The sequence below is a fragment of the Leptolyngbya sp. NK1-12 genome (genome assembly GCF_032598965.1).
Lineage (GTDB): Bacteria > Cyanobacteriota > Cyanobacteriia > Elainellales > Elainellaceae > Elainella.
Window position 1 is genome coordinate 467,010 of sequence record NZ_CP053587.1, and the last position, 24,867, is coordinate 491,876.

The window sequence follows — 24,867 nt, forward strand, 5'->3', positions numbered from 1 at the left end:
ATCAGACATGGGTTTTCTGGTGGAACGGTTATCCCTTCCATCCTTCCATCTTTAGGACTACCCTATTCTAAATCAGGTGCGATCGTACTCAAAATTTAGGGAGCAAGGAGCGATTAAGAATCAAGAAAAAGGTAATTGTGTACCGCACACACTTCTCGAGCAGGTTTAGCACGAGATGGGCGATCACTACCGATTCTCAGCTAACCAATTCTGCAAATCGTCCAAACTGGTAAAGTCCAGCAACGCTTCGCTCAATGCTTCCAGCACAGGCAGCGGTAAACCAGAAATGAGCGATTCGATTTCCTCAGACAACTCTTGCCCCAGTCGCCGCTTCAACAACCGAGTGACCAACGCGAGCGCCTCCTCTTCTCGTCCTTCTTCTCGTCCTTCTTCTCGTCCTTCTTCTCGTCCTTCTTCCTTCGCTTCCCGAATCGCCCGGGGTTCTTTCGTTAAATCCAGTCCTAGCATGACTCGAATCTCCAACTGACTTAGGTTTGCAAATTTATACACCATTATAGAGGTCACAATATCAATGAGATTTGCTCTTTCCCGCTCGTTTAAGGCTTCCCGCTCGGTTCTTTCAAGCAAAAACCGTGCCGCTGCTGGCGCTTCTGCCTCGTCTGTGATTGTCAATACGGTTGCTGCCACCGTCAGCGGTAGCGATTGCACATCTCCTAACTCGTCCAGGTAGATTCGATGCACTTGTTCACTATTGAGCAGTGCTCGATGGGGATGCAGCTTACTTTGCTCCAGAGAGCGGGAAGGATAAATCACCACTGCCTGCCAATCCGAGAAGCGAGTAGAGTTGCGGTAGAAATAGAGCAACGATTCCCCAAACAACCGTTCGTAAAGTTGCTCATCCTTCTGAAACTGGATCTCACAGAAGTAGACCACATCCACTTCACCTTCGGGTGGCAGGAAGACCCCATCAATCTCAAACTTCGGTTCCTTGACTGCCACTGAATCAAAGCGATAGTTAGCTGCATTGTCGGGTCGATCGCCAATTAAGTCAAACAGCAACTGAGGTGAGCGCTGAAACATTTGATAGAAGATGGGATCACGTCGCATACCACTGCCGCTGCATCGCTGAATCTTACCATTGTTATTTTGCCACTTTAATGATCCAAGTTCTCCTCCTGCATCTGCTGCGCTATGCCAACCCCTATCAAGCCCAACTCTGGGGTGCAATCCTCTGCTCCATCTTCCGCACACTATTTGACCTAGCACCGCCTTATCTGATCGGCGTTGCGGTAGATATCATCGTTGAACAAGAAACGTCGTTAATCGCTCAATTCGGTATTCAAGATCCGCTGACGCAGTTGTTAGTGCTGTCGGTGCTGACGATCGCCACCTGGGGGTTAGAATCGCTCAGTCAATATGGAGCCGACAAACTCTGGCGCAATCTGGCACAAACGGTACAGCACGAACTGCGCGTCGATACCTACAATCATCTTCAGGAACTCGAACTGGCGTACTTTGAAGACCACAGTACGGGAACGTTATTGTCTATCCTCAACGATGACATCAACCAGCTTGAGCGCTTCCTCAACTTTGGTGCTCAAGACCTCATTAGTTTCTCCACGCGAGTGATCGCCGTTGGTTTCAGTTTCGTATTCCTGGCTCCGGGTATTGCTTGGCTTGCCATGCTGCCGATCCCATTCATTCTCTGGGGCACATTCGCGTTTCAGTCATGCCTTGCACCTCGCTATGATGCTGTGCGGGATCAAGCAGGACTGATTAGCGATCGCCTCTCCAACAACCTTTCCGGCATGGCCACGATCAAGAGCTTTACGGCTGAAGCCTATAAACGCGATCGGGTGTACAGCGAAAGTGAGGCGTATCGTCGGGGTAACAGCAGAGCAATCGCCCTCAGTGTTGCCTTTCAGCCCGTGCTGCGGGTTCTGATTTTGCTGGGGTTTGTGATGACGCTGTACTTGGGCGGTCGAGAAGTGCTTCAGGGGCGGCTCAGTGTGGGGACTTACGGCTTCATGGTGTTTATCGTTCAGGATTTACTTTGGCCCTTCACTGAACTGAGCGAAATCATGGACGAATATCAGCGAGCCATGGCATCCATTCGGCGGATACTGGGGTTGCTCAATAGCCCGATCGCAATTCCTCACGGCACTCATCCATTACCGCTCCATCAAGTTCGTGGAGAGGTACAGTTCGACGACATTACCTTTGCTTACAATGGTCGCAATCCTGTGCTCAAACAGTTGTCTTTGCATGTTCCTGCTGAAGCAACGATCGGGATTGTCGGTGCAACAGGTTCGGGCAAAAGTACGTTAGTGAAACTGCTGTTACGGTTCTACGAAGTTCAAAGTGGGCGCATTTTGATTGACGGCATCGATATTCGGGAACTCAACTTTCCCATAGTTGACTTGCAAGTGAGCAATAGCAATAGCAATAGCTGAATTAACACACGATTGAGAACAGCCTCAAAACATCCAGTTTCTGACTCCTGTCTCCCGTCGGCTGACGCTCTGGGAAGCCTGACTCCTAAATTAATAGATCAACCCTGATGCCAACTCCCGAGTAATAATAATTTGAAACTTCCCAACCGGAACGCTAGTGCTGAGTCGACGCACGGTCAGATGATAGACACCCGTACTCGAATGCACATCGCGTTCAACAGCCACAATTGGCGCAACACTTTGGGCACTATCTTCTAGAAAGCTGCAAACTTCTAGCAAAGCATCAACTAACACCTCATCTACGTCACCCGTAGCTTTTTCAACGAGGGCTAGCGCTTGGGCATGTAGGCGGTTTCTGATATCGGCAAATGGGCTAAAATTCATGGGTGATCGCGAGCAGAGCTTCCCTACCTAAATTACTATAGCCTTTCTAGCCAATTCTGCTGTTTGAACGTCTCTCCCAACCTACTCAAGGTTGCAATACCTCTAGCCGCAAAGCCAGCTTTTCCCCCAGCCAGAGGGCGTGATTCGTGTGGTCAGCCAAATCATTACCGGTTTCGGGATGGATCAGGATGTCCAAACCCTGCCGATGCAGCATTAACCAAGGCACCACTTGAGCAAACTGGTCCAGCGAAAACACAACCTGATACATGGCTTGAGAATGGGGACCGATGGGACGATCATGCCAGCGTCCAAGCTGCACCTCAAACTGAGTTGCTAAAGCTTCGCGAATTTTGGCAGCGGCTTCCCGGCTCTGAGGATTCTCAGGATCGTAGTAAACGTGGGCGTGAAACCCTTTGACTTCTGGAGTAGCGTTCATAATTTCGTTCAGCTGTTGATGCATTGTGTCGGGGGTGAAGTTCTTACACTCATTCGTCTGACAGCTATAGTATGACAAATGTTGAAGCTCTCAGCCTCATAGTTTATTGAGGCGTTTATTGAGGCGAGGACGCAGTTTGCTTTTGGGAGGTGCGTAATAGCCGCCAACCGCTAGCGGTAATTATGGCATTGAGAATCAGAAAACCAATGTCATAGGCCAATTCGTGAGGGCCAGATTTGACATGGTGAATGCCTAGAAGCTGGTGATCGACCAAACCCTCGACTAGATTAAATAAACCGAAGCCCAGCACCCCTGCTGCTAACAAGGTGCGGGTAGAGAGCGGTACCCGAAGTTGAACCAACTGCCACATCAATGTGATTCCAAGCGATAGCAAGAACCAGTCGAAAAGGTGAAACAAGCCATCGCCCAATGTGTTCAGTTCCAAACCCGCAACAGTCGCATCGGTTTTGATACCAGAAAACATATGATGCCACTGTAGGAGCTGATGCAGCACAATGCCATCAAAGAAGCCTGCCTGACCCATACCCAAAATCAGACCAGTTGTGACTAAGCGGCGCTGAATATCGCTAGGAGAACGGTTGGCTGGTGAAGTGTTCATAGCAGCAAGGAGGTTGACGAGTGATCAGGCGTAGCTGACTGCTGCGAATTTTCTTGTGAATATTCAGTAGTATTACTTCTTATCAAGGGAGGACGGAAACAGAGATATAGCAGTGGACCGAATAGGGGTACCAATGCCACACTCCAGAAGATCATCGGACGATGCGACCAACCGCGCCGCGCCATATCATCTTTCAGCAGCGAAGTAACCGGGAGAATCAGCGCCATACAGCAGAAATCAAGGCTAATCAGATGCACAAAGGCGCGAGTTTGAAACTGCTGAAGATAATCCTGCCAATCTCCGGCAATTAGCGCATAAGCGATTAAGCCGAGGGTGATGAGCAACATCGCAAATCCAGTCGCCTGCCGCTCAAAGAAACGCAGCACCGGGTCAAACTTGCCGTGGAATTCTTGATTAGATTGACGCAGAATCAAATAGGGCAACAGACACATGACGCCAGTGAAATTGGACCCCAAAAAGTAGGGCCAAGCGCGAAATCGCTGCATCCGTCCGTCGGCGAACATGAGGCAGCCGTAAATCATTGACCAGATGCCCATCAACCAGAAAATTGCTGGAATAAAGGCATTCAGGGCAGTCCAGTTGAAGCTGAGGAGCTGCTTACCAACAAACCAGGTATAGGGACGATCCAGCGGAGCAATCCACAGCGTATAGGCCGTGAATCCGATCCAAATTGCTCCCAGAATCAGCTTGCTTACCATTGGTTTGCCTAGCAGCTCCAACGTGTTCTGCTCAAAACGCAGTCATCACCTGCACTAACTCTTTCGAGATATCAGTATCACCGTAGCTCTTTTGCTTGAATAGCACCCCTGCTAATAGGTAGATATTAGAGGAATAGAATGCTTTACGGGCCGCCCGCAACGCTTGGATGGTTTGCTTTACCTTAGCTTCTGAACTGTAATAGCCGAATTGCAATGGAGCAATCATAAAGTCTACGATCTGGTAGCCTTGAGCTAGAGCATGTTCAATTGTTTCAACCGGATTTGAATAGGCCGAAATCAACGACAACACCTGATCACAGCCCAGCGACAGCAGCTTGCGAGTCAATACGGCCCCGTCCGAACCGCCATGCAGGGATGGCATGTACAGGTGATTGTCAGGAGCTGGAAGATAGGGAGGGTTAGAAATCAAACACTTGGCATCGGTCTGCTGCCAACCTTCGAAGAAGCACTGGTTGCGGACAATGTAGTGACGCCCCAACTGATACTGACGAATTCGCGATTGAGCCACCTGACAGGCCGTGGAGTTTAACTCATAGCCATAAACCGTGCCTTTGAACTGAGTTCTGAGCAAGCTGTGGATCACAGGGCTGCCGTCTCCGGAGCCAAATTCAATCACGCGATCGGCCTGGGTGCAGCGGCTGAAAACCATTTTCTCCAGGCACTGAGAGTAGAAGTGAGACTCTTCGGGGCAGAAGAACACCTCATTGGGTGAATGACTCGATGAATACTCAGAGTGATCGACCTGAGATGCGGTTTGTCCAGAGTTTATCAATGTTCCTGTCAAGGTGTTACCTCACTGTTTGTATTGTTGAAAACTGAGTGACGTTACGGTGGTTTATCCACTGCTAGATCCGACCCTGGCTTAGGCGTAGTCCGAGCATTTAATCAATTGAAATTGCATTGAAATGGGTCAGATGAATGGATTTCAGCTATGCCTTTTTGAAGCTACGGCTGTTTCTGCAGCCTGAATAGCGGCAATTACGGCAGCGCCGGCCCGGTCGCCCATGTATTTCTCCTGGTCGTAGCCTAGAACCAACTCCCATGCTTCATTTGGATACAACTCTACTAGAGGCAGAGATACCTGTTCTAACATCCACTGGCCGTGTCGTTCATCTTCACGGATGTGCAATTCCCAATATCCCATTGCTATATCCGATAGTCCTAACCGAGATGCAGCCGCCATATAATCTTTGTAGATCGACGGACCCACAATCTCAAAATAGGTGAAACCACCGATATAGCGCAGGAAATGCCGCTTGCGCTGGGTCAGGAGAAAATTGTGGTTAATCGAAGCCAGAACCTGCCAAGGTACCCAGTCGAAGTAGGCTTCCGGATCGGGGTTCAGATTCAGCTCCTGCATCATCTGGGCAAAGAAAGTAGAATGCTTGCGGCTGAGGCGACCGTTGCCATATTCTTCGAGTAAAACTCGAATCAGCGTTGCCTGCACCTCGTTACTGGCTCCGCCCAAGATGTGACAAAGCCGGCTCGACTCTACCAATCCATCGAGCGATGCAATCGCAATCAAATGTCGATAGCCCACCTGCGTCATCTGCTCGCGGATGTAGCGCTTTCCAGGTGACAGAGGCGGATCGAGATCAACGCTGGCTCGTTCTGTTAACGCCTGTTTCACGTCGATTTGCTGCAACTGCTCCAGATCAAACTGGGCGGTTTCCCAAGCCTGCCAGACCATTTCGATCCGGTCCCGCACCCATTGCAGGTAAACGGAACGCTCGTTGGTGTATTGACTCAGATCGCCGTACCAAACAAAGTTGAGCCGATTGATTCGGTAGAGAATCCGCTGCAAAAATCGATTTTCCGCCTCAGGCAACTGATTCTGATCGTGAGTTTGATCGGCATAGGCAAGGGCAAGGGCTTGTTCCAGTGTGGCTTCAAACGCTTCAGTCAAGCTCGGCTGTGTCAGCACCTGTCGGTCCAAATCTTCAGTGGTAAGGAACTGGATGAACTGCTGCTCAGCCTCATCGTAACTTAGAGGTGAAGTCTCTGCCGATGATTTGCTTGATGACTTAAGACGTGATGAACCAAGGAATGCATCCTGCCAGCTTTTGCTGAGACGCGATGTAATCATAGTAAAACCGAGGATATTTTGTTTAGTACTGCAAACTCTTGTAACTGCAACAGACTGTAACTGCAACAGACGGGCAGATTACCGATTCAATCATCACAGTACCCAAGCAGCGGCAGGTTAGCCTTCCATCTTTTGGTGGATCTCTGGTGTGTTGAATTTTACTTCTTTAGGGATGGTATGGATGGAATCTCTTCAATCTGCGTGGGGCAAGTGTGGTGAATCGGGCGAAATCCAGGTCAGCGGCCTCTACAAAAATCACTCGCCAGTCGAGCGCAGAATCGCTACACTGGTTATGTTGAGTGCAATGTTGAGCATGATGTTGAGCGAAGAGTGGGCAGACTTTGGTCCTGAGCTTGATGTACAACCTAAAGCGCAAAAACTAGAGAGGCGCAAAAACTAGCTCGAAATTAGATTGAGAATTACTGCCCTTGCCTTAAGTTCAACTGTCTGCGCTTTTTGCCAGTTATTAATTGCAGGATTGAATTCATATCAGCCTTCATTCATCTGGTGCACTCTTTGACATTTTGCTGACTCTACTCCTTTCTGTTCTATCTTCTTGAAGCTGACGTGTTTATCAATTTTGCTAGAGCTGTCGTTAGATTGGTCCATCTTTATCCAAAATCAATTTCTAGACTAGTTCCCAAACCAATTGCGGGGGCTGCAATTGCAACTACTGCGGTGCTGTTGTTAACGGGTTGCGAAACCCTGCGGGAAGCCTTGCCAAATTTGCCGCTTCCGACTGCTCCGCCTTCTAGCCAGCCCCAACCAGCCCCAGCCCAATCCACCAGCACTGCCGAAATGGAGGCTCAGGTACGGGAACAAATCAACGCGATTCGGCAAGCAGAAAGTTTGGCTCCCCTACGCCACAACGATAAGCTAGCTCAAGTAGCTCGTGACTACAGCCGCCGCATGGCCGAAGAAAGCTTCTTTAGCCACACCAGTCCTGATGGCGATTCGGCAGCCGATCGAGTCCGCTCAGCGGGTGTGTTCTACTTGATGGTGGGCGAAAACCTGTTTACCAGCACCAACATTGCCCAGCCGGTCCCGGCGGCGGTCGAAGGTTGGATGAATAGCCCTGGGCATCGTGAAAATATTCTACGTTCGGAATACCGCGAAACCGGGATCGGCGTTTGGCGTCAGGGCGATACATACTATTTCACTCAGTTATTCATGCGGTCGCTTTGATTGGATTTAAAAAACTTAGTGACGGGAGTAACGCAGAGCAGCGCTGTCAGATTACAATAGCGCTCATGACTTCCTTTGTTGCCCTCGACTTTGAAACCGCAGACCACGGACGGGATAGCGCCTGTGCCATCGGCTTGGTGCGGGTAGAAAACTCGCGAATTGTGGAGCGGGTCCATTATTTGATTCGGCCACCGCGTCCGCAAATTCTGTTTACCCATATTCATGGCATTTGCTGGTCTGATGTCGTCGATCAGCCGGAGTTTGGTTCGCTTTGGCAGCACATAGCGCCCGTGCTGGAGGGAGTCGATTTTTTGGCCGCGCACAATGCCCAATTCGATCAGGGCGTGCTGTATGCCTGCTGCGATGCCCACCAGATTACTCGACCCTCCCATCCGTTTATCTGCACGGTGCAGTTGGCCCGTAAAACCTGGAAGCTCTACCCCACCAAGTTGCCGAATGTCTGTGAGTATCTGGGCATTGACCTAAATCACCATCAGGCCCTCTCCGATGCGGAAGCCTGCGCTCGGATCGTGTTGGCATCGCTTAAATCCACTACTCGATGACAGATGCGCCGCAGCAAGGCGGCTTCGTGACTGATTACCAGTATGCCTAACCGATGCTGTGCAGCATGGGCGAGAACGGCTTGCCAGATCAGGGCCTGGGTGTTGGCGTCCAGCATTGCCGTCATTTCATCGGCAATTAGGTAACGAGTCTGGGGATTAAGGACGCGAGCTACGGCAATTCGTTGCAGTTCACCGCCGCTCAGCTCATGGGGAAACCGATCCAGCCAGCCGGAGTGGATACCCAAGCGAGCTTGCAGATCCAGACTAGGAAACTGGCCCTCCTGCAGCACCTTAGCGATTCGCCAGCGGGGATTGATGGCCGACTCTGGCGACTGAAATACCATTTGCACCGGGCAGTATCCCTGTGGCGGTAAGGGCTTTCCTGCTAGAGTGATGCAGCCTTGAGTCGGCGTGAGATAGCCAGCCAGCAGTTTGCCCAACGTGGTTTTGCCAAATCCCGACGGCCCCTGCAACCCCACCACCTCGGCGGGGGCCACCTCCAGATTCACTTGATGCAGCACCCAGGGATGCCTGGGGCTATAGCGAAAACAAACTTGGTCAGCGATCAGCATGAATACACCTCACCCATCCATCTCGAACTGAACGCAGTTGTGGACGCGCCATCTGGCAATCTGGCGTGCTCCAGGCGCAGCGGTCGCTAAACAAACAGCCATCAGGCAAAGCCTCTGGACTGGGCTGATCTCCAGCTACGGGGGTAAAGTCGTGCTGGGGCAATGCTCGCCAGAGAGCCTGCGTGTAGGGATGGCGCAGCTTACCGTTGGCGAAATCGCTAGCTGCGGCAATTTCCACCGTTGTGCCCGCATAAAAGACCGCCACCCGATCAGCAATTTGCAGCGCCGCTTCAATGTCGTGGGTAATCAGCATTACCCCTTTGCCTTCCGAGGCCAACTCTCGCAAATGGTTTAAGGTTTCCGTCACCACATCCGGATGCAAACCGGGCGTTGGCTCATCGGCAATCACCAACTCTGCCTGACCCACCACCGCTATCGCCACCAAAACCCGCCGTGCCATTCCGCCTGAAAGTTGAAACGGATACAAATGCTGCACTTCGCTCGCCAAATTGTAGCGCTTGAACGTTTCCAGCATTACCAGTTTAGCTGCTGGTTTCGCCAACCCGTTCAACTGCCCTACCCGGCACACCTGCGCTCCTACCGTCATTAGCGGATCAAGATAGCCGATCGATTGGGGAATCAGGGCAATGGCCCGACCGCGCAAGGCTTGACAACGAGCCGCCGACAACGGTTCCCCCTGAAACAGAATTCTGCCGCTGGTCTCAGCATTGGCTGGCAAAATTCCCAGCACCGCATGGGCCAGCAGACTTTTACCCGACCCGCTAGAACCAACTACTGCGACCACTTCCCCAGCCCGGACCTCTAAATCCAAATCGGTGATCACCGTCAACTGTTTCTGGACCAGGCCACGGTCATACATAGTAAAAGTGACGCTAAAATTCTCAACTGATAGCATTGCAATACAATTCTAAGTTTGAGTTTTGAGTTTTGAGTTTTGAGTTTTGGCGGCGTAGCCTGCGCGCGTTCGGTGACCTCAGCGGAACCGGAGCACGTAGTTTTAAGTTACGGAACCTGCACAATGTAGCCTGTTGAGCTTGGTGATCTGTAGCTCAATCAAAGGGAAATGGTATAAGCTACCACCCATTCACCCCTCTCCCTTCACAACTGACTCGTCTTCGGATCAATCAACACCCGCAAATTCTCACCTAAGCTATCAAACGCTTTCACCGCCAACAGCAACAGCAAACCGGGCAGTACTCCCAGCCACCAGTAACCCGTGGAAAGATGGCGCATTGCTTCAGCCAAAATGATACCAATTGCGGGTGTATGAGGGGAGAGGCCAATCCCAATAAACGATAATGCCGCCTCGTGTAGGATAGCGTGGGGAAACAGCAAAATTAGGCCGACGAGCACCTGTGGGAACACATGGGGCAGCATGTGGTGATAGGCAATCCAGAAGGGGGAGTGCCCCAGGCGATGGGAAAGCTGCACATAATTGGAACTGTTGATTTGCAGCACCTCGGCTCGCACGATCCGAGCGAGATTCGTCCAGTGGGTGAGGGCCACGGCCACGATCACACCCTTGGTGCCGCCTCCAAGGGCAAAGGCAATCATGATCAGCAGCACTAGATGGGGCAAACTAAAAAACACATCCACAATCCAGGTAATCACCGCATCAATTTTGCCGCCAAAGCTACCGGCGATCATGCCCAAGCCAGTGCCAATCACCGCACTAAAGCTGGCAGCCAATAATCCTACCTGAATACTTAGCGACATACCATGTAGTGATCGCGACAGCATATCCCGCCCCAGCCAATCGGTGCCAAAGGGATGAGCCAAGGAAGGTGGCTGGTTGCGCTGTGTTAAAACTGGGTTTAGTCCCGCGTCACCGATTAGCCAGCTGCCAAAAACTAGGGCGATCAGCAACAGGGCGCACGCCCCAATGGCAGCTAAGGTACGCTGTCGCCGATTCCACAGGCGCGCACGTTTGGATACAGCAGTTGGAGTTACAGCCTGAGCAGTCATAGGCCACCAATCCGAATGCGTGGATCAATAATTTGGTAGGTCAGGTCAGCAATTGTGTTGCCAATGTAGACGAATAGGGCGCTAAAAAACACAATCCCCACCAGCAGGGGCACATCGCTACGCAGCGCTGCCTGCACCGTCGCTTCGCCCAAGCCCGGATAGGCAAATACCTGTTCTGCCAGCACGGCACCGCCGAACAGTTCGCTGAGGGACGCAAATTGCAGCGTGATTGCCGGCAGCAGAATATTGCGCAATCCATGATGCCGAATGATGCCCCACAGCGTTTCTCCCTGGGCACGAGCAAACAGAACATAGTCACTGTTCAGGACTTCGATCAGCTTTTGCCGAGTATGGAGAGCAATACTGGCTACGCCAATAATGCTGAGAGTGACAGCAGGTAGAATCAAATGGTGAATTCGCTGGCCTAGGGTGACATCAGTCGTTAACACGCCGGGAGGAGCAGCACAGCAAATTGGGGTGAGCTTCAGCATTACTGAGAAAATAATCAGTAGAAGCAACGCCATCCAGAACGTAGGTGAAGATGCCAGGATATAGGCATAAAACCGAATCGTCCGATCAATCCAGCGTCCTTCGTAGGCTCCTGCCAGTACCCCCAACCCTAACCCTAGCAAACCAGACAGCAACCAGGCGATTGCCAGCATTTGCAGCGATACCTGAAACCGATTGGCGATCACGGTACCAACCGGCTGATTGAAAATCATCGAGGTACCCAGATTGCCGCTGCCTAACTGCTGGAGCCAGAGCCAAAAGCGCGTGATCATCGGCTGATCCAACCCCCAGCGCTCGGCGATCAACTGCCGCTGTTCCGGGCCGATCTGCAACATCTCGGCTCCCACATAGGCATTGATTGGATCAACCGGCGACAAACTCACCAACACAAAGCTGAATAGGGACACAGCAATCAGCAGCAGTACCAGTCGAATCAGCTTGCGAACCGTAAATTGAGCCAAACGCTTTAGTTGCATGTCCACTTCCACTCAGCAATATTCGCAGTAATCGGCCAGCCATGTCCATGTGGTTCAATTTGCGGCTCGCCAATATCTAAGCAATTGTTGACAAAATAGGTGTGATCTAAATTCACCAACCAGGCCCAAGCCGCATCTCCCTGAGCCGTGAACCCCTTTTGACCATCCCACTGGGCTGCTTTCCAAAAGGCAATGGCCTCCTGTTCTGAAGGCGCACCCATCGCCAGATCCAGCACCTGATCGATCTGAGAATTGGCGTAATAGCCTGCGTTATAGAAATCGCCCTGCGCCGCTTTGCTGTGGTAAAGATTGTACATCTCGGTTTGGTCGTGGCTGCCCCAACCAAACAGCACCACGTTGCTGTGCATCAACGGTTCGATTTCATCCCAGCTTTTACCAGCGGCTTTGGCTTGAATTCCGACTGGCTTCAGCATCTCTACCACTGATAGCGCCAGGGCTTGACGAGTACTGTCACTGGCCGGATAGAGAATCGTGAACTCGGCCTTGAGGCCATTCTTTTCAACAATGCCGTCTCCATTCGTGTCTTGCCAGCCCCCTGCCGCCAAAATTTGTTTAGCTTTCTCCGGCTGGGCATCCTGAATGTTAGCTTGCAGCTCCTCCCAGGCCAAACCACTAACCGGACCATAGGCCGGTGAACCGTAACCTTCCAATACCCCTTCAACCAAAGCTTTCCGATCGACTGCATAGTTTACTGCTTGGCGAATCGCCCGATCAGCAGTTACATCGTTGCCAACCGGATCACCGTCCGGTGTTTTCTTCTGATTTGCCGTTGGGTAGGGAAACATCAAGCCGCGATTATCGATACTGGTGACATCGTAAAGCTTCATGCCTTCAATGGATTGTACTGCCAGTGACTGGGGCACTGAAGCCACCTGTACCTGCCCCGCCTTGGCTGCCGCAAAGGCCGCATCTTCTTCGGTAAATAGAAACACCAGGCGTTTAATTTGTGGCGCTTCCCCGTAGTAGTTTGGGTTGGCTTCCACAATCAACTGCTGCCCTTCGTCCCACTGCACCATTTGATAAGGACCCGAACCAATCGGTTTACGGGCGTAGTCAGGGCTGTGGGCATGTTTCGGCACAATTCCCAACGTGATCAAGCGATTGATGAATGTACTCTGGGGTTGCTTCAGACGTAACTCTACCGTTGTTGGATCGATGGCCACGGCCTGATCCAATACCGTCACATCCGTAAGTCCACCACTCTCTGCCGCTTTGTTAAACGTATAGGCCACATCTTCAGCCGTAACAGGTTTTCCATCCGAGAACTTAGCATCCGAGCGAATCTTGACTGTCCAAACTTTGCGGTCATCGCTGATTTGATAATCTGTGGCTAAATCATTGACAATTTCTAGATTTTGGTTGCGCCGCAGCAACGTACTGTGAAACAGCGGCGAACCATAGCGCCCCCAGCCCAAGGTTGGGTCATACCCTTCTTCGCTCTCACCGCCGATCGCTAAAACAATCTGCTCAGCCGAGCCAACCTGAGCTGCCGGACTACCGGCATTTGGGTTTGGATTTTGATTCGGATTTTGAGTTGTAGTGGCTGGAGTATTCGATCGATTGGGAGTACAGGCGGTGAACAACATGGCTAATCCCAACAGCCAAGCAGAGAATTTAACACGCTGATTCATATTGAACTGTAGATGAATAAATTGCTTGCAACATCAAAGCGTACTTGGCGAATCAATAACCCTGTAGGCAAGCTTCACCAACGTAGCTACACAGACTACACAGATAATGTATGCAGTTGCCAGTCACCTTCGTAGACAGAACAGATTTAATGGGCTGTTGAGTGTGCGCAGGTGCACATTGTTCTGTATAGCTGCCGTTAAAACCGCCAAGCTTCTTCGAAACACATAAGCTGCACCTTATCACTCGCACCAGAGCCAAACAATCCTGGGGCAGGGGATTTTTCTTCCCAAATTGTTCAAACTTTAGCCTTTCTTAAGCCACAAAAACTACTTTCCCATCTCCCCTCGTTCGGCGAGGCTCACGAGCCGCATCTTCCCCATCTATACAGCTACGGTATACACACAAGTCGAAGATCCCCCCTAACCCCCCTTAAATAAAGGGGGGAACCGGAGGCGCAGCACCTACCAACCAGGCATTGAAGTCCTCCTTATCCTACGCCGAAGGCGCATCCCCGTAGGGGTTTAGGGGGATTATAGCCCTGCGGGCATTTCAGAAAAGGGGGATCAAACCCTTCCATTGCGTCGCGAGCGAGATCTGTGTATACGGTAGATCTATACAGTCAGGCTTAAAACCCTACCTTCAACATTCTTCCATTAGCAGGATGACACCTTGAATCTGCTGCTGTTCACCAATTAGAGGCGTACAGGTGATCCGACATTGAATATTACGGCCCCGGCGATTGATTGCACTCAGCACAACTTCAGACACACCGTCTACAGGACCAGATAAACAGTCGCGGATGGGCTGGCGCAGTTGCTCGACGGGTAGGCCAATATCTAAATTGAGGAAGTTTTGCTCCACCGCTTCTTCTGGACGCAGTCCCCACATGTCTTCTGCTTTGTGGTTCCAGATCTGGACATGCAGGTTGCGGTTGACTACAATCACCCCACCCTTGAGGCTAGTCAGAATTGCTTCTAGAAATGCATTGCTGCGGTTTAACTCTTCGCTGCGGCGCTGGAGTTCATCGTTTACAGTTTGTAGTTCCTCGTTGGTAGACTGTAATTCTTCATTCATGGTCTCCAACTCTTCATTGGTAGATTGCAACTCTTCGTTGGTCGTTTCTAGCTCTTCATTGCTGGATTGTAGTTCTTCGTTGGTCGTTTCCAGTTCTTCATTCGTAGACTGGAGTTCCTCATAGGCCATCTCTAACTCTTGGTTCGAGTGTTCCAATTCTTCTTGCAGACGTTTGTAGCGCGTTACGTCAATAAAATTAATGCTCACGCCCAAGATAGTACTGACTAGATCGAACAGCGGCACTACCTGTATGTCAAAATAAGTGATTTCCCCCTGGGGCGATTGCCATTCAATATCTCGTAGATTGATTGTGACGCGCTCGTTATAGGCTCGTTCAATACAAGAACGTAACTCCACCGGACGGTAAGAAATTTCTAGGTCCTGCAAGGGGCGGCCCAGATCCTGAACGGTCAAGCCAAACAGGGAACGCGCTCGATCGTTGAGCAGTGACAGCGATCCATTAGCATCAATCACAACGCGGGCAGACGGACCACTTTCAAAAGCGGCTTCTCGCAAACGCACATGGTTAGACAAAGAATTGATCTCCTCTTCGCTGTTGGTTTGCGCCATCAACAGCAACCGATCGCGTAGGTTGGGTTTGGCAACTTTGGTAAAAATCCGGTATCGCAGCTGAACGGGCGTAAACAAATTGGAGTGGGTGAGCAACATTTCGGCTTTCCCCAAAAAGATAAAGCCACCATCTCGCAGAGCAAAATGGAACCGGGCCAAAATCCGGCTCTGGGTTTCCGCGTTAAAATACATTAGTGTGTTGCGGCACACCAGCAGATCGATTTTAGAAATGGGCGGATCCTGGATCAAATCATGGCGACCAAAAATCACTGCCCGCCGCAGATCTTTGCGAAAGGTGTAGCGCTCCTCATTCTGTTCAAAAAACTGTTCGATCTGCTCTGCTGTCAAGCCATGCAACTCTGAAGCTAAATAGGTCGCCTGTCGCGCCTGATTCAGCGCCTCTTCATCCATATCGGTAGCGTAAATTTTCACCCGCTCGCGAAATTGCTCGACTCCCAGCAGTTCAGCCAGCATAATGGCAATCGTATAGGCTTCTTCCCCAGAGGCACAGCCTGCTGTCCAGATGCGAACCAGCTCTTCGCTGTCTTTTGTTTGCAGGATACGCGGCATAATCTCATTGCTAAGATGCTCCCAAGCTGGCCGATCCCGAAAAAAGGCGGTGACATTAATCAACAGCGTATTAAATAAATGGTTAAATTCTTCTGGATGAACTTCTAGATAATCAAGGTAATTACCATAGCCTTGAATATCAACAGTTTGCATGCGCTTATTGACTCTGCGCGTCAAGCTAGAGCGTTTGTAGCCAGTAAAATCAAAACCACGACTGCGCCGAATGTAATCCAGTAATGCTTCAAATTCAGTATTAAGTGAATCCGTCACTCGTCATCTCCCTTCGTGCCTGAACCAGTTTTACCAAAGTTGGGGCAATTTGGTTCAACGGTAAAATTAAATCTACTGATTTGGTTTGAATTGCAGCCGTTGGCATGCCTTTAAATGATGCGGTTTGTGGATCTTGCGCAATTGTCAGGCCCCTAGCTTGTTTCACCTTTTGTATTCCCACCGCTCCATCCTGCCCTCTGCCGGTCAACACCACCGCAATGGCTCGCTGCTGATAGCTGGCTGCCAGCGACTCGAACAGCACATCCGCAGAAGGGCGAGTAAAATTCAGCTTTTCGGTTTGGGCTAAGCTCAAGCTGCCATCTGGATTAACTAGTACGTGCCAGTTGGGAGGAGCAATATAAACTGTACCAGCGTGCAAGGCTGCTCCTGATTCTGCGTGTTTGACTGGCAGCAGAGTGCAGCGAGTGAGTAAAAAAGGCAGCATACTGGGAGCATCGGGATCCAGATGTTGCACAATCACAATCGGGGCAGAAAAATTAGCCGGTAATCCTTTGAGTATGCAACTCAAAGCCTCCAATCCACCCGATGATGCTGCGATTGCCACAACATGATTCAGCATATTAGCCTCTGAGGGGAAAAATTGGTAGAAAGAGACAGGAGACGGGAAGCTGAATTTCCTGATGATGTTGATTATGTCAGTATTTCTCCCTGACTGCTTCGCTCCGGCAGTATTTTTATGGACTACACCTACGCATAGCTCGGTTCTCCATAAGGAGTACTGCCCCTACCATCCTGACGCCCTATCAACCAAATTCAATCTAACTCCTGACTCCTGACTCCCGTCGGCTGACGCTCTGGGAAGCCTGACTCCTGACTCCTCTACCCTTCGCTCTTCAAACCATTGTCCCCTTCTAATCTTAGCCCGGTCTGTTGCAGGATCACCTGTCGCACCAGGTCTGCATGTTGCGTGGCTTCGTTAGCTCGGTCTAGAAACTGAGCTTCTGATAGCGCTCGGTGTTGGTGTCTGGCTTGAGCGGCCATGCGGCGGGCTAGAGCAGCCTTTTCTTCTAGGGCACGAACTGCCGACCACAGCGCTCGTTCCAGATCATCGGCCTGTTCGGCTACTAAACTATCCAGAGAATAAGCATGGCCGACATGGCAGCGGTAGCGGATGATATTATTCTGCCGCAGTTCCCAAAGTACCCCTCCGCAGTCGGGGCAGGTGAACGTAGAGGCCGTACCCGGACGTTTTCCCTGCTCCAGAATCGCCTTGTCTTGGGCGACCATTTCATCTTCTCGTTCCATTCCGTTTGTCACCGCCGGTTCCTCCTCGGCCAAGTTCTTAGCAGTATGCGATCCATCATTCTGAAAAGTTTGACTCGATGCCCAACTAAGGGCGAACTGCTGTATAAGCTGCGCAATCGCTTCGATTTTGAGTACATAGTCGATTGGAACAGACTCAATCGCGGTGCGGGGCATGCTGTCAAATAGGGCTTCTTCGGGGTCTTGGGCGACCGTAATCCCACCTGCCGCATGGATGATCCGCAATCCAGCGGTGCCATCGTCGAGTGCGCCCGATAGAATCACGCCCATCGTTTGCGGCCCATAGACGCGAGCAGCAGAACGAAACAGCGTATCGATTGCAGGGCGATGGCCGTTTTCGCGAGGGCCACGGCTCAACCGCATGTAGCCACGCCGCACGAGCAGGTGATGATTTGGTGGAGCCACATAGATCGCTCCGGGCTGAATCGCGGCTTGATCTTGGACATGCTTGGCGGGCAACGGTCCTGCACGGCTAAGAATTTTGGGTAACAAGCTAATGCTGTGGGGCGGAAAGTGAACGACTACAAACAGAGCGGCTGCTAAATCGGCAGGTAGGTGCTGCACCAGTTGGGACAATGCTTCGACTCCTCCCGCAGATGCGCCGATCACAACCAAGGGATACTCCAACCCATCGGCTGCCAATCGCTTGCCGTTTGGCTCAGATAGCGGTATAGAGGGGGTTTTACTCATGAGCCGAAGCTGAGACAACCCAGCGCGGCAGGTCGATGCGGAACGTGGTGCCCCGACCGAGTTCACTTTCGACAGCAATGTTGCCCTGCATCAGCTTCACCAGCGCATAGACAATGGCCAGTCCCAAGCCGGTGCCACCCTGCTTACGAGTGGTGGTTTGGTTGACCTGCCAAAACTCGCGGAAGATTTGGGACTGATCCTCAGGGGCGATACCGATGCCCGTATCCTGCACCGTCACTCTGACCCGTTCTAGCGGCAATTCGCCTACCTCAACCGTGATGCCGCCAACATCGGTAAATTTGATGGCATTGGAGAGCAAATTGATCATCACCTGCCGCAGTCGGGTGGGATCATTGGTGATGGCCAAATGGGACTCAGTAGATTTTACTGTCAAATTGAGTGCTTTTTGGCTCGCCAATGGCCGGAGTTCTTCGACCGTTTGCGTGACGAATTCGACCAAGTCAAACGACTCTAGCTGCAGCTCCAACCGCTCAGCCTTGAGCTTAGAGAAATCAAGCATTTCTTCGATCAGGGTGAGCAAATGGCGACCGTTGCGGAAAATTGGCTCCACCATGGGGATCAACTGTACGTCGTGCCGTCGATGAAACTGCCGCAACAGCAATTCCGAAAATCCCAAAATCGCATTCATGGGTGTGCGCAATTCGTGGGAAATAGTCGCCATAAATTGGCTTCTCAGCCGGTCAGCTTCCAAGAGCTGGAGGTTCTGGAGCTGTACCTGCCGCAGTTGTTCCTCAGCCTGCTTGCGTAGGGTAATATCTCGCACCAACCAGCGCAAGGCCGTTGCTTCTCCTGCCGGAATCCGCACCGTTTCCACGGTCAAAGCGGCATCAAACGGCTCCCCATCTCGACCGCACAGGACGAGTTCCCATTCCTGCACTCGATTCACGGTTGGCAGCTGGTTCAGCATTTTGCGAAACGCCCGCCGTTGCCCGTCTGGGACAAAATTGATCAAGGGCTTCCCCACCAACCGATTTGAACTGATGTGAAATAGGGACGCGGCGGCTTGATTGGCTTCTCGCACCGTGCCATGCAGATCCGTGACCAGATATCCATCGGGTGCAAACTCGAACAGTTCCTGATACCGCTGCCGTTCTGCCTCAATCGCGTGCTGAGCCTCTAGTAAGGCGTCATGCTGCTGCCGTAATTCTTCTTCAGCTACCTGTAGCTCTTCTAACGCCAGCCAAAGCTCTTGCAGGCAATCGAGCACCAACTGGGGTTGACGCCAGGGCAGCTCGCTGGCATTCTGATACAGCGCCTGGGTACGTTCCTGAACTGCCTGAATGTGTTGGGTAAAAACCGTATGATTTTCATCATCTTCGGTATACATAATCATATCTCCCAAACCTGGGGGATGCTCCTGATAGGTTGTTTACTAAGTTTGGATCAACAAGTTATTTTCAAATAGCGTAGTTAAACGCATCGTGAAGATGCATTTAGAGGCATTTAAACGCATTAAAACAAGTATGGAGTACCTCTGGGCAAGAAATATCTCTCTTCTGGAAGGGTTACGGATACGCCAAGAGGACAAAGTCTGAAGCTGGACTAATCTTAGCGAATTGCCGATCACGAGTAAAGGTATTTTATCCAGCGCTATAAATTGAGTACGTATATTAAGTACGTATATTGAGTATCAAATTGATTAAGTAATCGCCTAATGAGAAGACGCATTTCGACTCCGCTCAATGCACAACGTTTCGGGGAGCAGAGGGTTGAGCGGAGTCGAGACCCGGCATTGTGGAGCGAAGATTAATTTAGCCTACCTACTTATAAATAATTTCATTAATTCATCAGGTGTTGAACGTAACAATTAAAGTTAATTGAGCAGTCAAGGTTCGCTCAGGTTCGCTCAATCGAGCAGTCAGTCCATAGGGGTCGTTCTTCACCAACACAAACAATGCCCCCCTTGTGGGAAGGGGGGTGAGTTTTTTGACCTGAGCCTATCGGATGGCAATAGTGTCAGGACACTATCGGATTGCTCCTTCCTGACCCTGCCGCCTGCTTAGCGCATCGAGCTGGCCATTTCTTGCTGAATTCTGCTCTTAGCCGCCTTGAACTCGGACGCCATTTGCTCCTTCTGTGAAGTGCTGCAATTGCGGTCGATTGAGGCAAACATAGTGCTTTCTTCTTGGCGAATGTGGTCTCCCACGACATCCATGAGTTGCTTGATCATCGACTTGAACTGGTCCTTAGAAGTGGCAGGATCAACGGCTTTGATTTGATCCAGCATCCGCTTCATTTCAGCTTGCTCATCGTACAGCTCTTGGGTGTCTTCGTTGCCGTAGAAGGAGCGCACTTGTGGATAAACGACCTCTTCTTCCGCTTGGGCATGGGCCATCAGGTCTTTGTAGATCTGACCGAAGTATTCCTGCAGCTTCTGCGGATCGTTCGTCGCGCCAACCTGGGTAAACAGGGTATTCACCTTGTTGTGGTCCAACCGAATCAGGGTTTGAATGTTCATATCCTGCTTGTCGGTGTTTTGAGTCACGACGCTGCCCGCCACACCCGAAAGCGCCGCCACTGCATCCTGGACTCTAGCCCACAGACCCTGATCGGCATCTTTGCCGGTGAGTTCCCGCACGCCGACCAATTCCAGCATGCCCTTGAGTTGTTCTTGATGCGCCCGGTTCTCGAAGTTAATCGTATTGAGCGGACCAATCGCCACTTCAATGTCTGCCCCCACTACCTGGGCTGCCTTATGCACCAGGAGACCACTCATCACCTGACCATGCTTCAACAGCTCATGCTGAACCAGCTTCTGATAGAAACTCAGCTCATTGCCCGACATCATCTGCTCGATCTGCTGCACCATGTTCTGGGTGGTCCGGTTTGGCTCAGACTGAATGCCGTACTGCACGATCACGGTTTCCAAAACGCCCATATTTTTCCGGTCATCTTCCAGCATGTTTTGCAGCCGCTCGCGCACATCCTGATCCGGACACTCTTGCATCAATCTTTGCTCATTAGAAATAATCAAATTTTGAATTGCTTTCATATCGGCCAGTTTCTCACCAATGGCCAGCCGCTTAGCATCATCTAATTGTGTAACCATGAGTTGTTCTCCTCAATCAAAAGATTGTGATTAAGCTAATAGCTCAACCCTTTTTGATCTTGAACGGTGATCACAAGTTGTTCAGCTATCCTTAGTTAGATGTTTGAGAAGGAGAGGTAGGGGAACTTCATTCTGCTTCCCCTTCCCCACCTGCCCAGTCCTGCGGAACAATTTCCCCTCTTTCAGCCTCTAATAACTGTTTGCCCCCATTTTTTCTTGACCGAATGCTATTTAACTCAGCCCTATTCATCGGTTGTTTTTTGCCTATAACGCTGCTGATCTTCTTTCAGATCGGCGGCAGGGGCTATTTTCGGCTGGCGACGGCTTGGCTGCTGGCGGCTTCTCTGGTGTTTTATAGCTGGTGGAATCCGGCCAACCTGCTGTTACTGCTGGCTTCGATTGGGTTTAACTATGGTGTGGGTGTGGGGCTGGTGCGCGTCGCCCAACCGTACCTGAGGAAAGCCCTACTGGTGCTGGGAATTACAGTTAACTTAACTTGGCTAGCCTATTTCAAGTACGCCAATTTTTTGCTCGCGACCGTAGCCAACTTAACCGATACAACCTTGAATCCGGTGGAGGTGGTCTTACCGCTGGGCATTTCTTTTTTTACGTTTCAGCAAATTGCCTATTTGGTAGACTCCTATCGCAGTCCTCAACCGTTCGCCTATCGTTTCCTGGATTATTCGCTGTTTGTTTCCTTCTTTCCCCACCTGATCGCCGGTCCACTGATTCACCATAAGCAGATCATTCATCAGTTTGCTAATCATGCGATTTATCGTTTTAATTCTGCCTCGTTTGCGATGGGAGTCACCCTATTTGGCATGGGGCTATTCAAAAAAGTCATCCTGGCGGATGGGGTAGCGCCCTACTCGACGCAGATTTTTGCTGCTGCCACAGACGGGGTAGCCCTCACAGTTGTGGAAGCCTGGATCGGTGCGCTGGCCTTTACCCTACAGCTCTATTTTGATTTCTCTGGCTATTCGGATATGGCGGTTGGTTTAGCCAAAATGATCGGAATTGACTTGCCGATCAACTTCAATTCGCCCTACAAGGCCGTGAACATCATCGATTTTTGGCGACGCTGGCACATGACGCTATCCAATTTTCTGCGTGACTATCTGTATATTCCGCTGGGCGGCAACCGCAAAGGCGAACTCCGTCGCAACCTCAACTTAATGACTACCATGCTGTTGGGTGGCCTGTGGCATGGTGCAGCCTGGACCTTTGTGGTTTGGGGCGGCCTGCATGGGGTATATTTGCTGATCAATCATCAATGGCGATCGTTGTGGCAGCGGCTAGGGGAGCAGAATTCGCAGCAGAACCTTGTCTGGGCCAAGCGAGCAAGCTGGCTGTTGACGTTTGTCGCCGTGGTGGTGGGCTGGGTGTTTTTCAGAGCCAAGAGCCTAGAGGTGGCTGTTTCGATGCTGAGGGGTATGGTTGGCCTAAATGGCATTTCCCTCCCGGCATCGCTGGAGGACTCACTGGGGTTCATGCAGGCGTGGGGGGTGCAGTTTAATGATCTGATGCCAAGCGTTCAGTTGCAGGTCGAGCAATTAGATGACGTGAATGAAATTGACCCAATCGTGCCGATTCTGAAAATTTCAGCATTGCTGTTGCTAGTGTGGCTAGCGCCAAATACGCAGGAGTGGCTGACCAGAGGGGCCGTTGCCGCCGTGCCTGATCAAGGCATCCAACCCAGCGATGCCGATCAATTACGCAGGGACGATCTGCGCATCGGGCCAGTCAACTGGCAGACACTAGGGCGATTGAACCTAAGATCATTCAAGCTGAACTCACTTAATCCAAACCAACTCAGCGCACGGTTGAGCTGGCGACCAAACCGGGTTTGGGCCGTAATCAGCGCGATTCTGACAGCCGCTGCCCTATTAAATCTGGCGCAAGTGAGTGAATTTCTCTACTTCGAGTTCTAGTGATGGCACACTCCTATCTCAAAACCTACTTCACGGTTCTGCTGACGATTCTGCTGCTGGTTGGCTTGGTAAATCTGGCGGTTGATCCGCTTTGGTATGGCCAAGGTAATTTGATTACGAACGTAAATCCACCCTGGAATGAACGTCTGGCTAAAACGAATTTGCTGTTACAAAATCCTCAAGCCTATGACTGCTTAATTTTGGGTACCTCTAGGGCCACGCTGCTCAATTCGGCGTTTCTGCAAAACAATCGCTGTTTCAACTATGCCTTTAGCGGCGGCAAACCGGAGGAATTAGTCAACTATGCTGAGTACGTTAAACAGCAAGGAATCAGTCCTAGCCGGGTATACGTTGAAATTGAACCTTCCGGCCTGAACCGCCGCGCCCAGCCCAGACAATTTGCAGAAGTCACTGACCCGCTGCCGATGTATCAGGCGTACCTGTTTTCGTTCGACACCTTTTGGCTCTCGCTCAAAACCCTTGCTCAAGATTATTCCTATGCCAGACTCTACGACCACAACTTTCAGGTGCAGCTCTCAGAGGAGATTCCCCGCTATCAGCCGGAATTTGACGTGGAAAACGAGGATCACCTCGGCTGTGATCGCAGTCGTATCCAGTTCTACCAATCGTTGCGGCAGATTTTCTCGCAGGCAGAGCTAATTGGCTTTGTCGCTCCTGTTTCAGTTTGGCGAGTGTATAACATGCAGTATGCCAATGGGTTGCTCAACTGCCAGCTCAGCGGTATCCATCAGTTAGCGAGCAGCTTTGATGCTATTTACGATTTCTCGGTTCCCTCTCCAGTGACCGAACGCACTGATAATACCTACGATGGTAACCACTACTACCCGGCCGTGTTTCAGCAAGTGGCAGCCGTGCTAGAAGGCAGAACCACCGTCAGACCTGAGACCTTTGGGATGAAGGTAGCCAGCAACAGTTTGGCTGATTACCAATCGCTTTATCAGCGCCGGATGCGCTCCTTTTTAGCCAGAGTTGATTCAGATGACCGTCCTGAGCTGCGGCCCTCTAAAAGCTAGGTGACGGTTCTAAGGTTGTCTCTTGAATTGTCTAGTGAATTGTCTAGTGAATCGTCTACTAGAGTATCTACAGAGAAGTTCCAAGCTCGAAGCAGATCGACATGGATCAGCTTTGTGAAAGCGCTGCTTTAAACATCAGAACCGCTTCTAGCCAGTCGGTTTCGCCTACTAAAACGCATTGAGTCAGTAGGTCAAAATCTAATGCTGCTAATTCAGGGATTTGGCTTTTGTAGATTCTGGTATATCCGTTGTCTCCCAAGCGGTAAAGGGTGAAAAGCCCGTCTTCCCAGAACCAAACTTCAGGTACTCCTAACGCTTGATACCGTTTCAATTTTGTGGCAGAACCGCTGGTAAAAATCACTTCAATCGATAAATCCGGGATCGGTTTAGCATTTCCAAAGCAGTAGGATTCGTCTGCTTGGGCAGAGGCTACCCCTTCCTGCTCCTGGGTGACCGCTCCGGTAGGAACGACCTTGATGCTCCAGTGCAGAAAGAATGCTTCCAGCAGTGAGGCAATAATTTTTTTGAAGATTTCGTGCGATTGCCCCGGCATGAATATCTCAACTACTCCTTCGTAAAAGGATAATCGCACGCCCGGAGAGCCTTCCAAGCCTTTCTGAATGTGTTTAAACTGTTCCCAAGTGCGGTCGTAGTAAACAGTTACCTTGTCTTCTGAGGATCTGGGTTCCTGAAGTACCTGAATCATGGCGATCTCCTTATCCATGCCGCTACTGACTTGGGTAACTGCCG

General features: G+C 50.9%; 24 protein-coding genes. 6 read left to right on the plus strand and 18 right to left on the minus strand.

Annotated elements, in window-relative coordinates; translation table 11 throughout:
• Positions 1-186: 186 nt before the first annotated feature.
• Complete coding sequence (locus HJG54_RS30380; protein WP_316436853.1) at positions 187-1,068, minus strand: Rpn family recombination-promoting nuclease/putative transposase; 882 nt, start codon at positions 1,066-1,068, stop codon at positions 187-189.
• 50 nt (positions 1,069-1,118) lie between these two features.
• Here HJG54_RS30380 and HJG54_RS30385 point away from each other — a divergent pair, with 50 nt between their 5' ends.
• Positions 1,119-2,414 (plus strand): ABC transporter transmembrane domain-containing protein, encoded by a 1,296-nt coding sequence (locus HJG54_RS30385; protein ID WP_316436854.1) that lies wholly within the window; start codon positions 1,119-1,121, stop codon positions 2,412-2,414.
• Positions 2,415-2,504: 90 nt separating this feature from the next.
• Here HJG54_RS30385 and HJG54_RS30390 read toward each other — a convergent pair whose 3' ends face one another.
• From HJG54_RS30390 to HJG54_RS30415, 6 genes are all read right to left on the minus strand, one after another.
• On the minus strand, positions 2,505-2,798 hold the full coding sequence (locus tag HJG54_RS30390; RefSeq protein WP_316436855.1) for a hypothetical protein: 294 nt from the start codon (positions 2,796-2,798) through the stop codon (positions 2,505-2,507).
• An 85-nt stretch (positions 2,799-2,883) separates the two neighbouring features.
• A complete protein-coding gene (locus tag HJG54_RS30395; RefSeq protein WP_316436856.1) occupies positions 2,884-3,258 on the minus strand; it encodes a DOPA 4,5-dioxygenase family protein in 375 nt (124 codons plus the stop codon).
• A gap of 91 nt (positions 3,259-3,349) precedes the next feature.
• Positions 3,350-3,853 (minus strand): DUF2243 domain-containing protein, encoded by a 504-nt coding sequence (locus HJG54_RS30400; RefSeq protein ID WP_316436857.1) that lies wholly within the window; start codon positions 3,851-3,853, stop codon positions 3,350-3,352.
• Positions 3,850-4,572, minus strand: a complete 723-nt coding sequence (locus HJG54_RS30405) for a hypothetical protein (RefSeq protein WP_316436859.1) — start codon at positions 4,570-4,572, stop codon at positions 3,850-3,852. Before HJG54_RS30405 ends, HJG54_RS30400 begins: the two co-directional genes overlap by 4 nt.
• Before the next feature lie 31 nt (positions 4,573-4,603).
• The gene (locus HJG54_RS30410) at positions 4,604-5,377 is read right to left on the minus strand and encodes an SAM-dependent methyltransferase (protein ID WP_316436860.1); all 774 of its coding nucleotides are present in this window, start codon (positions 5,375-5,377) and stop codon (positions 4,604-4,606) included.
• Positions 5,378-5,518: 141 nt separating this feature from the next.
• Positions 5,519-6,679 carry an iron-containing redox enzyme family protein gene (locus tag HJG54_RS30415; RefSeq protein ID WP_316436861.1) on the minus strand — a complete coding sequence of 387 codons (1,161 nt, stop codon included), beginning with the start codon at positions 6,677-6,679 and terminating at the stop codon, positions 5,519-5,521.
• Between the two features lie 151 nt (positions 6,680-6,830).
• On the opposite strand from HJG54_RS30415, the gene HJG54_RS30420 reads away from it, so the two are divergent.
• The 3 genes from HJG54_RS30420 (at position 6,831) to HJG54_RS30430 (ending at position 8,427) form a co-directional block, all read left to right on the plus strand.
• Positions 6,831-7,079 carry a hypothetical protein gene (locus HJG54_RS30420; RefSeq protein WP_316436862.1) on the plus strand — a complete coding sequence of 83 codons (249 nt, stop codon included), beginning with the start codon at positions 6,831-6,833 and terminating at the stop codon, positions 7,077-7,079.
• Between the two features lie 278 nt (positions 7,080-7,357).
• Entirely contained in the window at positions 7,358-7,864 is a 507-nt protein-coding gene (locus HJG54_RS30425; RefSeq protein WP_316436863.1) for a CAP domain-containing protein, read from the plus strand.
• Between the two features lie 65 nt (positions 7,865-7,929).
• Complete coding sequence (locus tag HJG54_RS30430; RefSeq protein WP_316436864.1) at positions 7,930-8,427, plus strand: 3'-5' exonuclease; 498 nt, start codon at positions 7,930-7,932, stop codon at positions 8,425-8,427.
• Here the strand turns inward: HJG54_RS30430 and HJG54_RS30435 are convergent.
• From HJG54_RS30435 to HJG54_RS30480, 10 genes are all read right to left on the minus strand, one after another.
• On the minus strand, positions 8,358-8,999 hold the full coding sequence (locus HJG54_RS30435; protein ID WP_316436865.1) for an ABC transporter ATP-binding protein: 642 nt from the start codon (positions 8,997-8,999) through the stop codon (positions 8,358-8,360). The two genes, HJG54_RS30430 and HJG54_RS30435, sit on opposite strands and share 70 nt — an antisense overlap.
• Positions 8,986-9,879, minus strand: a complete 894-nt coding sequence (locus HJG54_RS30440; protein ID WP_316436866.1) for an ABC transporter ATP-binding protein — start codon at positions 9,877-9,879, stop codon at positions 8,986-8,988. The genes HJG54_RS30435 and HJG54_RS30440 overlap by 14 nt, the downstream gene beginning before the upstream one ends.
• Before the next feature lie 239 nt (positions 9,880-10,118).
• Positions 10,119-10,985 carry an ABC transporter permease gene (locus HJG54_RS30445; RefSeq protein ID WP_316436867.1) on the minus strand — a complete coding sequence of 289 codons (867 nt, stop codon included), beginning with the start codon at positions 10,983-10,985 and terminating at the stop codon, positions 10,119-10,121.
• Positions 10,982-11,971 (minus strand): ABC transporter permease, encoded by a 990-nt coding sequence (locus HJG54_RS30450; RefSeq protein ID WP_316436868.1) that lies wholly within the window; start codon positions 11,969-11,971, stop codon positions 10,982-10,984. The genes HJG54_RS30445 and HJG54_RS30450 overlap by 4 nt, the downstream gene beginning before the upstream one ends.
• The gene (locus HJG54_RS30455) at positions 11,962-13,623 is read right to left on the minus strand and encodes an ABC transporter substrate-binding protein (RefSeq protein ID WP_316436869.1); all 1,662 of its coding nucleotides are present in this window, start codon (positions 13,621-13,623) and stop codon (positions 11,962-11,964) included. Before HJG54_RS30455 ends, HJG54_RS30450 begins: the two co-directional genes overlap by 10 nt.
• A gap of 640 nt (positions 13,624-14,263) precedes the next feature.
• Positions 14,264-16,108: a CheR family methyltransferase gene (locus tag HJG54_RS30460; protein ID WP_316436870.1), complete on the minus strand. Its 1,845-nt coding sequence runs from the start codon at positions 16,106-16,108 to the stop codon at positions 14,264-14,266.
• A complete protein-coding gene (locus HJG54_RS30465) occupies positions 16,092-16,688 on the minus strand; it encodes a chemotaxis protein CheB (RefSeq protein WP_316436871.1) in 597 nt (198 codons plus the stop codon). The genes HJG54_RS30460 and HJG54_RS30465 overlap by 17 nt, the downstream gene beginning before the upstream one ends.
• 260 nt (positions 16,689-16,948) lie before the next feature.
• Complete coding sequence (locus HJG54_RS30470; RefSeq protein ID WP_316436872.1) at positions 16,949-18,082, minus strand: chemotaxis protein CheB; 1,134 nt, start codon at positions 18,080-18,082, stop codon at positions 16,949-16,951.
• Entirely contained in the window at positions 18,075-19,430 is a 1,356-nt protein-coding gene (locus tag HJG54_RS30475; RefSeq protein WP_316436873.1) for a PAS domain-containing sensor histidine kinase, read from the minus strand. Before HJG54_RS30475 ends, HJG54_RS30470 begins: the two co-directional genes overlap by 8 nt.
• A 672-nt stretch (positions 19,431-20,102) precedes the next feature.
• Positions 20,103-21,152: a hemerythrin domain-containing protein gene (locus HJG54_RS30480; RefSeq protein WP_316436874.1), complete on the minus strand. Its 1,050-nt coding sequence runs from the start codon at positions 21,150-21,152 to the stop codon at positions 20,103-20,105.
• Between the two features lie 224 nt (positions 21,153-21,376).
• Here HJG54_RS30480 and HJG54_RS30485 point away from each other — a divergent pair, with 224 nt between their 5' ends.
• Together HJG54_RS30485 and HJG54_RS30490 are read left to right on the plus strand one after the other, a co-directional pair.
• Positions 21,377-23,083, plus strand: coding sequence for an MBOAT family O-acyltransferase (locus tag HJG54_RS30485; protein WP_316436875.1), 1,707 nt, complete (start codon positions 21,377-21,379; stop codon positions 23,081-23,083).
• A 2-nt stretch (positions 23,084-23,085) separates the two neighbouring features.
• On the plus strand, positions 23,086-24,117 hold the full coding sequence (locus HJG54_RS30490; protein WP_316436876.1) for a hypothetical protein: 1,032 nt from the start codon (positions 23,086-23,088) through the stop codon (positions 24,115-24,117).
• A 106-nt stretch (positions 24,118-24,223) separates the two neighbouring features.
• On the opposite strand, the gene HJG54_RS30495 is transcribed toward HJG54_RS30490, so the two are convergent.
• Positions 24,224-24,823 carry a Uma2 family endonuclease gene (locus tag HJG54_RS30495; RefSeq protein WP_316436877.1) on the minus strand — a complete coding sequence of 200 codons (600 nt, stop codon included), beginning with the start codon at positions 24,821-24,823 and terminating at the stop codon, positions 24,224-24,226.
• Positions 24,824-24,867 lie beyond the last annotated feature (44 nt).

Bases quoted from the DNA above. Each gene is read 5' to 3' on its own strand.
- HJG54_RS30380 (WP_316436853.1), bottom strand. From the start codon at position 1,068: ATGCGACGTGATCCCATCTTCTATCAAATGTTTCAGCGCTCACCTCAG.
- HJG54_RS30385 (WP_316436854.1), top strand. From the start codon at position 1,119: ATGATCCAAGTTCTCCTCCTGCATCTGCTGCGCTATGCCAACCCCTAT.
- HJG54_RS30390 (WP_316436855.1), bottom strand. From the start codon at position 2,798: ATGAATTTTAGCCCATTTGCCGATATCAGAAACCGCCTACATGCCCAA.
- HJG54_RS30395 (WP_316436856.1), bottom strand. From the start codon at position 3,258: ATGCATCAACAGCTGAACGAAATTATGAACGCTACTCCAGAAGTCAAA.
- HJG54_RS30400 (WP_316436857.1), bottom strand. From the start codon at position 3,853: ATGAACACTTCACCAGCCAACCGTTCTCCTAGCGATATTCAGCGCCGC.
- HJG54_RS30405 (WP_316436859.1), bottom strand. From the start codon at position 4,572: ATGGTAAGCAAGCTGATTCTGGGAGCAATTTGGATCGGATTCACGGCC.
- HJG54_RS30415 (WP_316436861.1), bottom strand. From the start codon at position 6,679: ATGATTACATCGCGTCTCAGCAAAAGCTGGCAGGATGCATTCCTTGGT.
- HJG54_RS30430 (WP_316436864.1), top strand. From the start codon at position 7,930: ATGACTTCCTTTGTTGCCCTCGACTTTGAAACCGCAGACCACGGACGG.
- HJG54_RS30435 (WP_316436865.1), bottom strand. From the start codon at position 8,999: ATGCTGATCGCTGACCAAGTTTGTTTTCGCTATAGCCCCAGGCATCCC.
- HJG54_RS30440 (WP_316436866.1), bottom strand. From the start codon at position 9,879: ATGTATGACCGTGGCCTGGTCCAGAAACAGTTGACGGTGATCACCGAT.
- HJG54_RS30445 (WP_316436867.1), bottom strand. From the start codon at position 10,985: ATGACTGCTCAGGCTGTAACTCCAACTGCTGTATCCAAACGTGCGCGC.
- HJG54_RS30450 (WP_316436868.1), bottom strand. From the start codon at position 11,971: ATGCAACTAAAGCGTTTGGCTCAATTTACGGTTCGCAAGCTGATTCGA.
- HJG54_RS30455 (WP_316436869.1), bottom strand. From the start codon at position 13,623: ATGAATCAGCGTGTTAAATTCTCTGCTTGGCTGTTGGGATTAGCCATG.
- HJG54_RS30465 (WP_316436871.1), bottom strand. From the start codon at position 16,688: ATGCTGAATCATGTTGTGGCAATCGCAGCATCATCGGGTGGATTGGAG.
- HJG54_RS30470 (WP_316436872.1), bottom strand. From the start codon at position 18,082: ATGAGTAAAACCCCCTCTATACCGCTATCTGAGCCAAACGGCAAGCGA.
- HJG54_RS30475 (WP_316436873.1), bottom strand. From the start codon at position 19,430: ATGTATACCGAAGATGATGAAAATCATACGGTTTTTACCCAACACATT.
- HJG54_RS30480 (WP_316436874.1), bottom strand. From the start codon at position 21,152: ATGGTTACACAATTAGATGATGCTAAGCGGCTGGCCATTGGTGAGAAA.
- HJG54_RS30485 (WP_316436875.1), top strand. From the start codon at position 21,377: ATGCTATTTAACTCAGCCCTATTCATCGGTTGTTTTTTGCCTATAACG.
- HJG54_RS30490 (WP_316436876.1), top strand. From the start codon at position 23,086: ATGGCACACTCCTATCTCAAAACCTACTTCACGGTTCTGCTGACGATT.
- HJG54_RS30495 (WP_316436877.1), bottom strand. From the start codon at position 24,823: ATGATTCAGGTACTTCAGGAACCCAGATCCTCAGAAGACAAGGTAACT.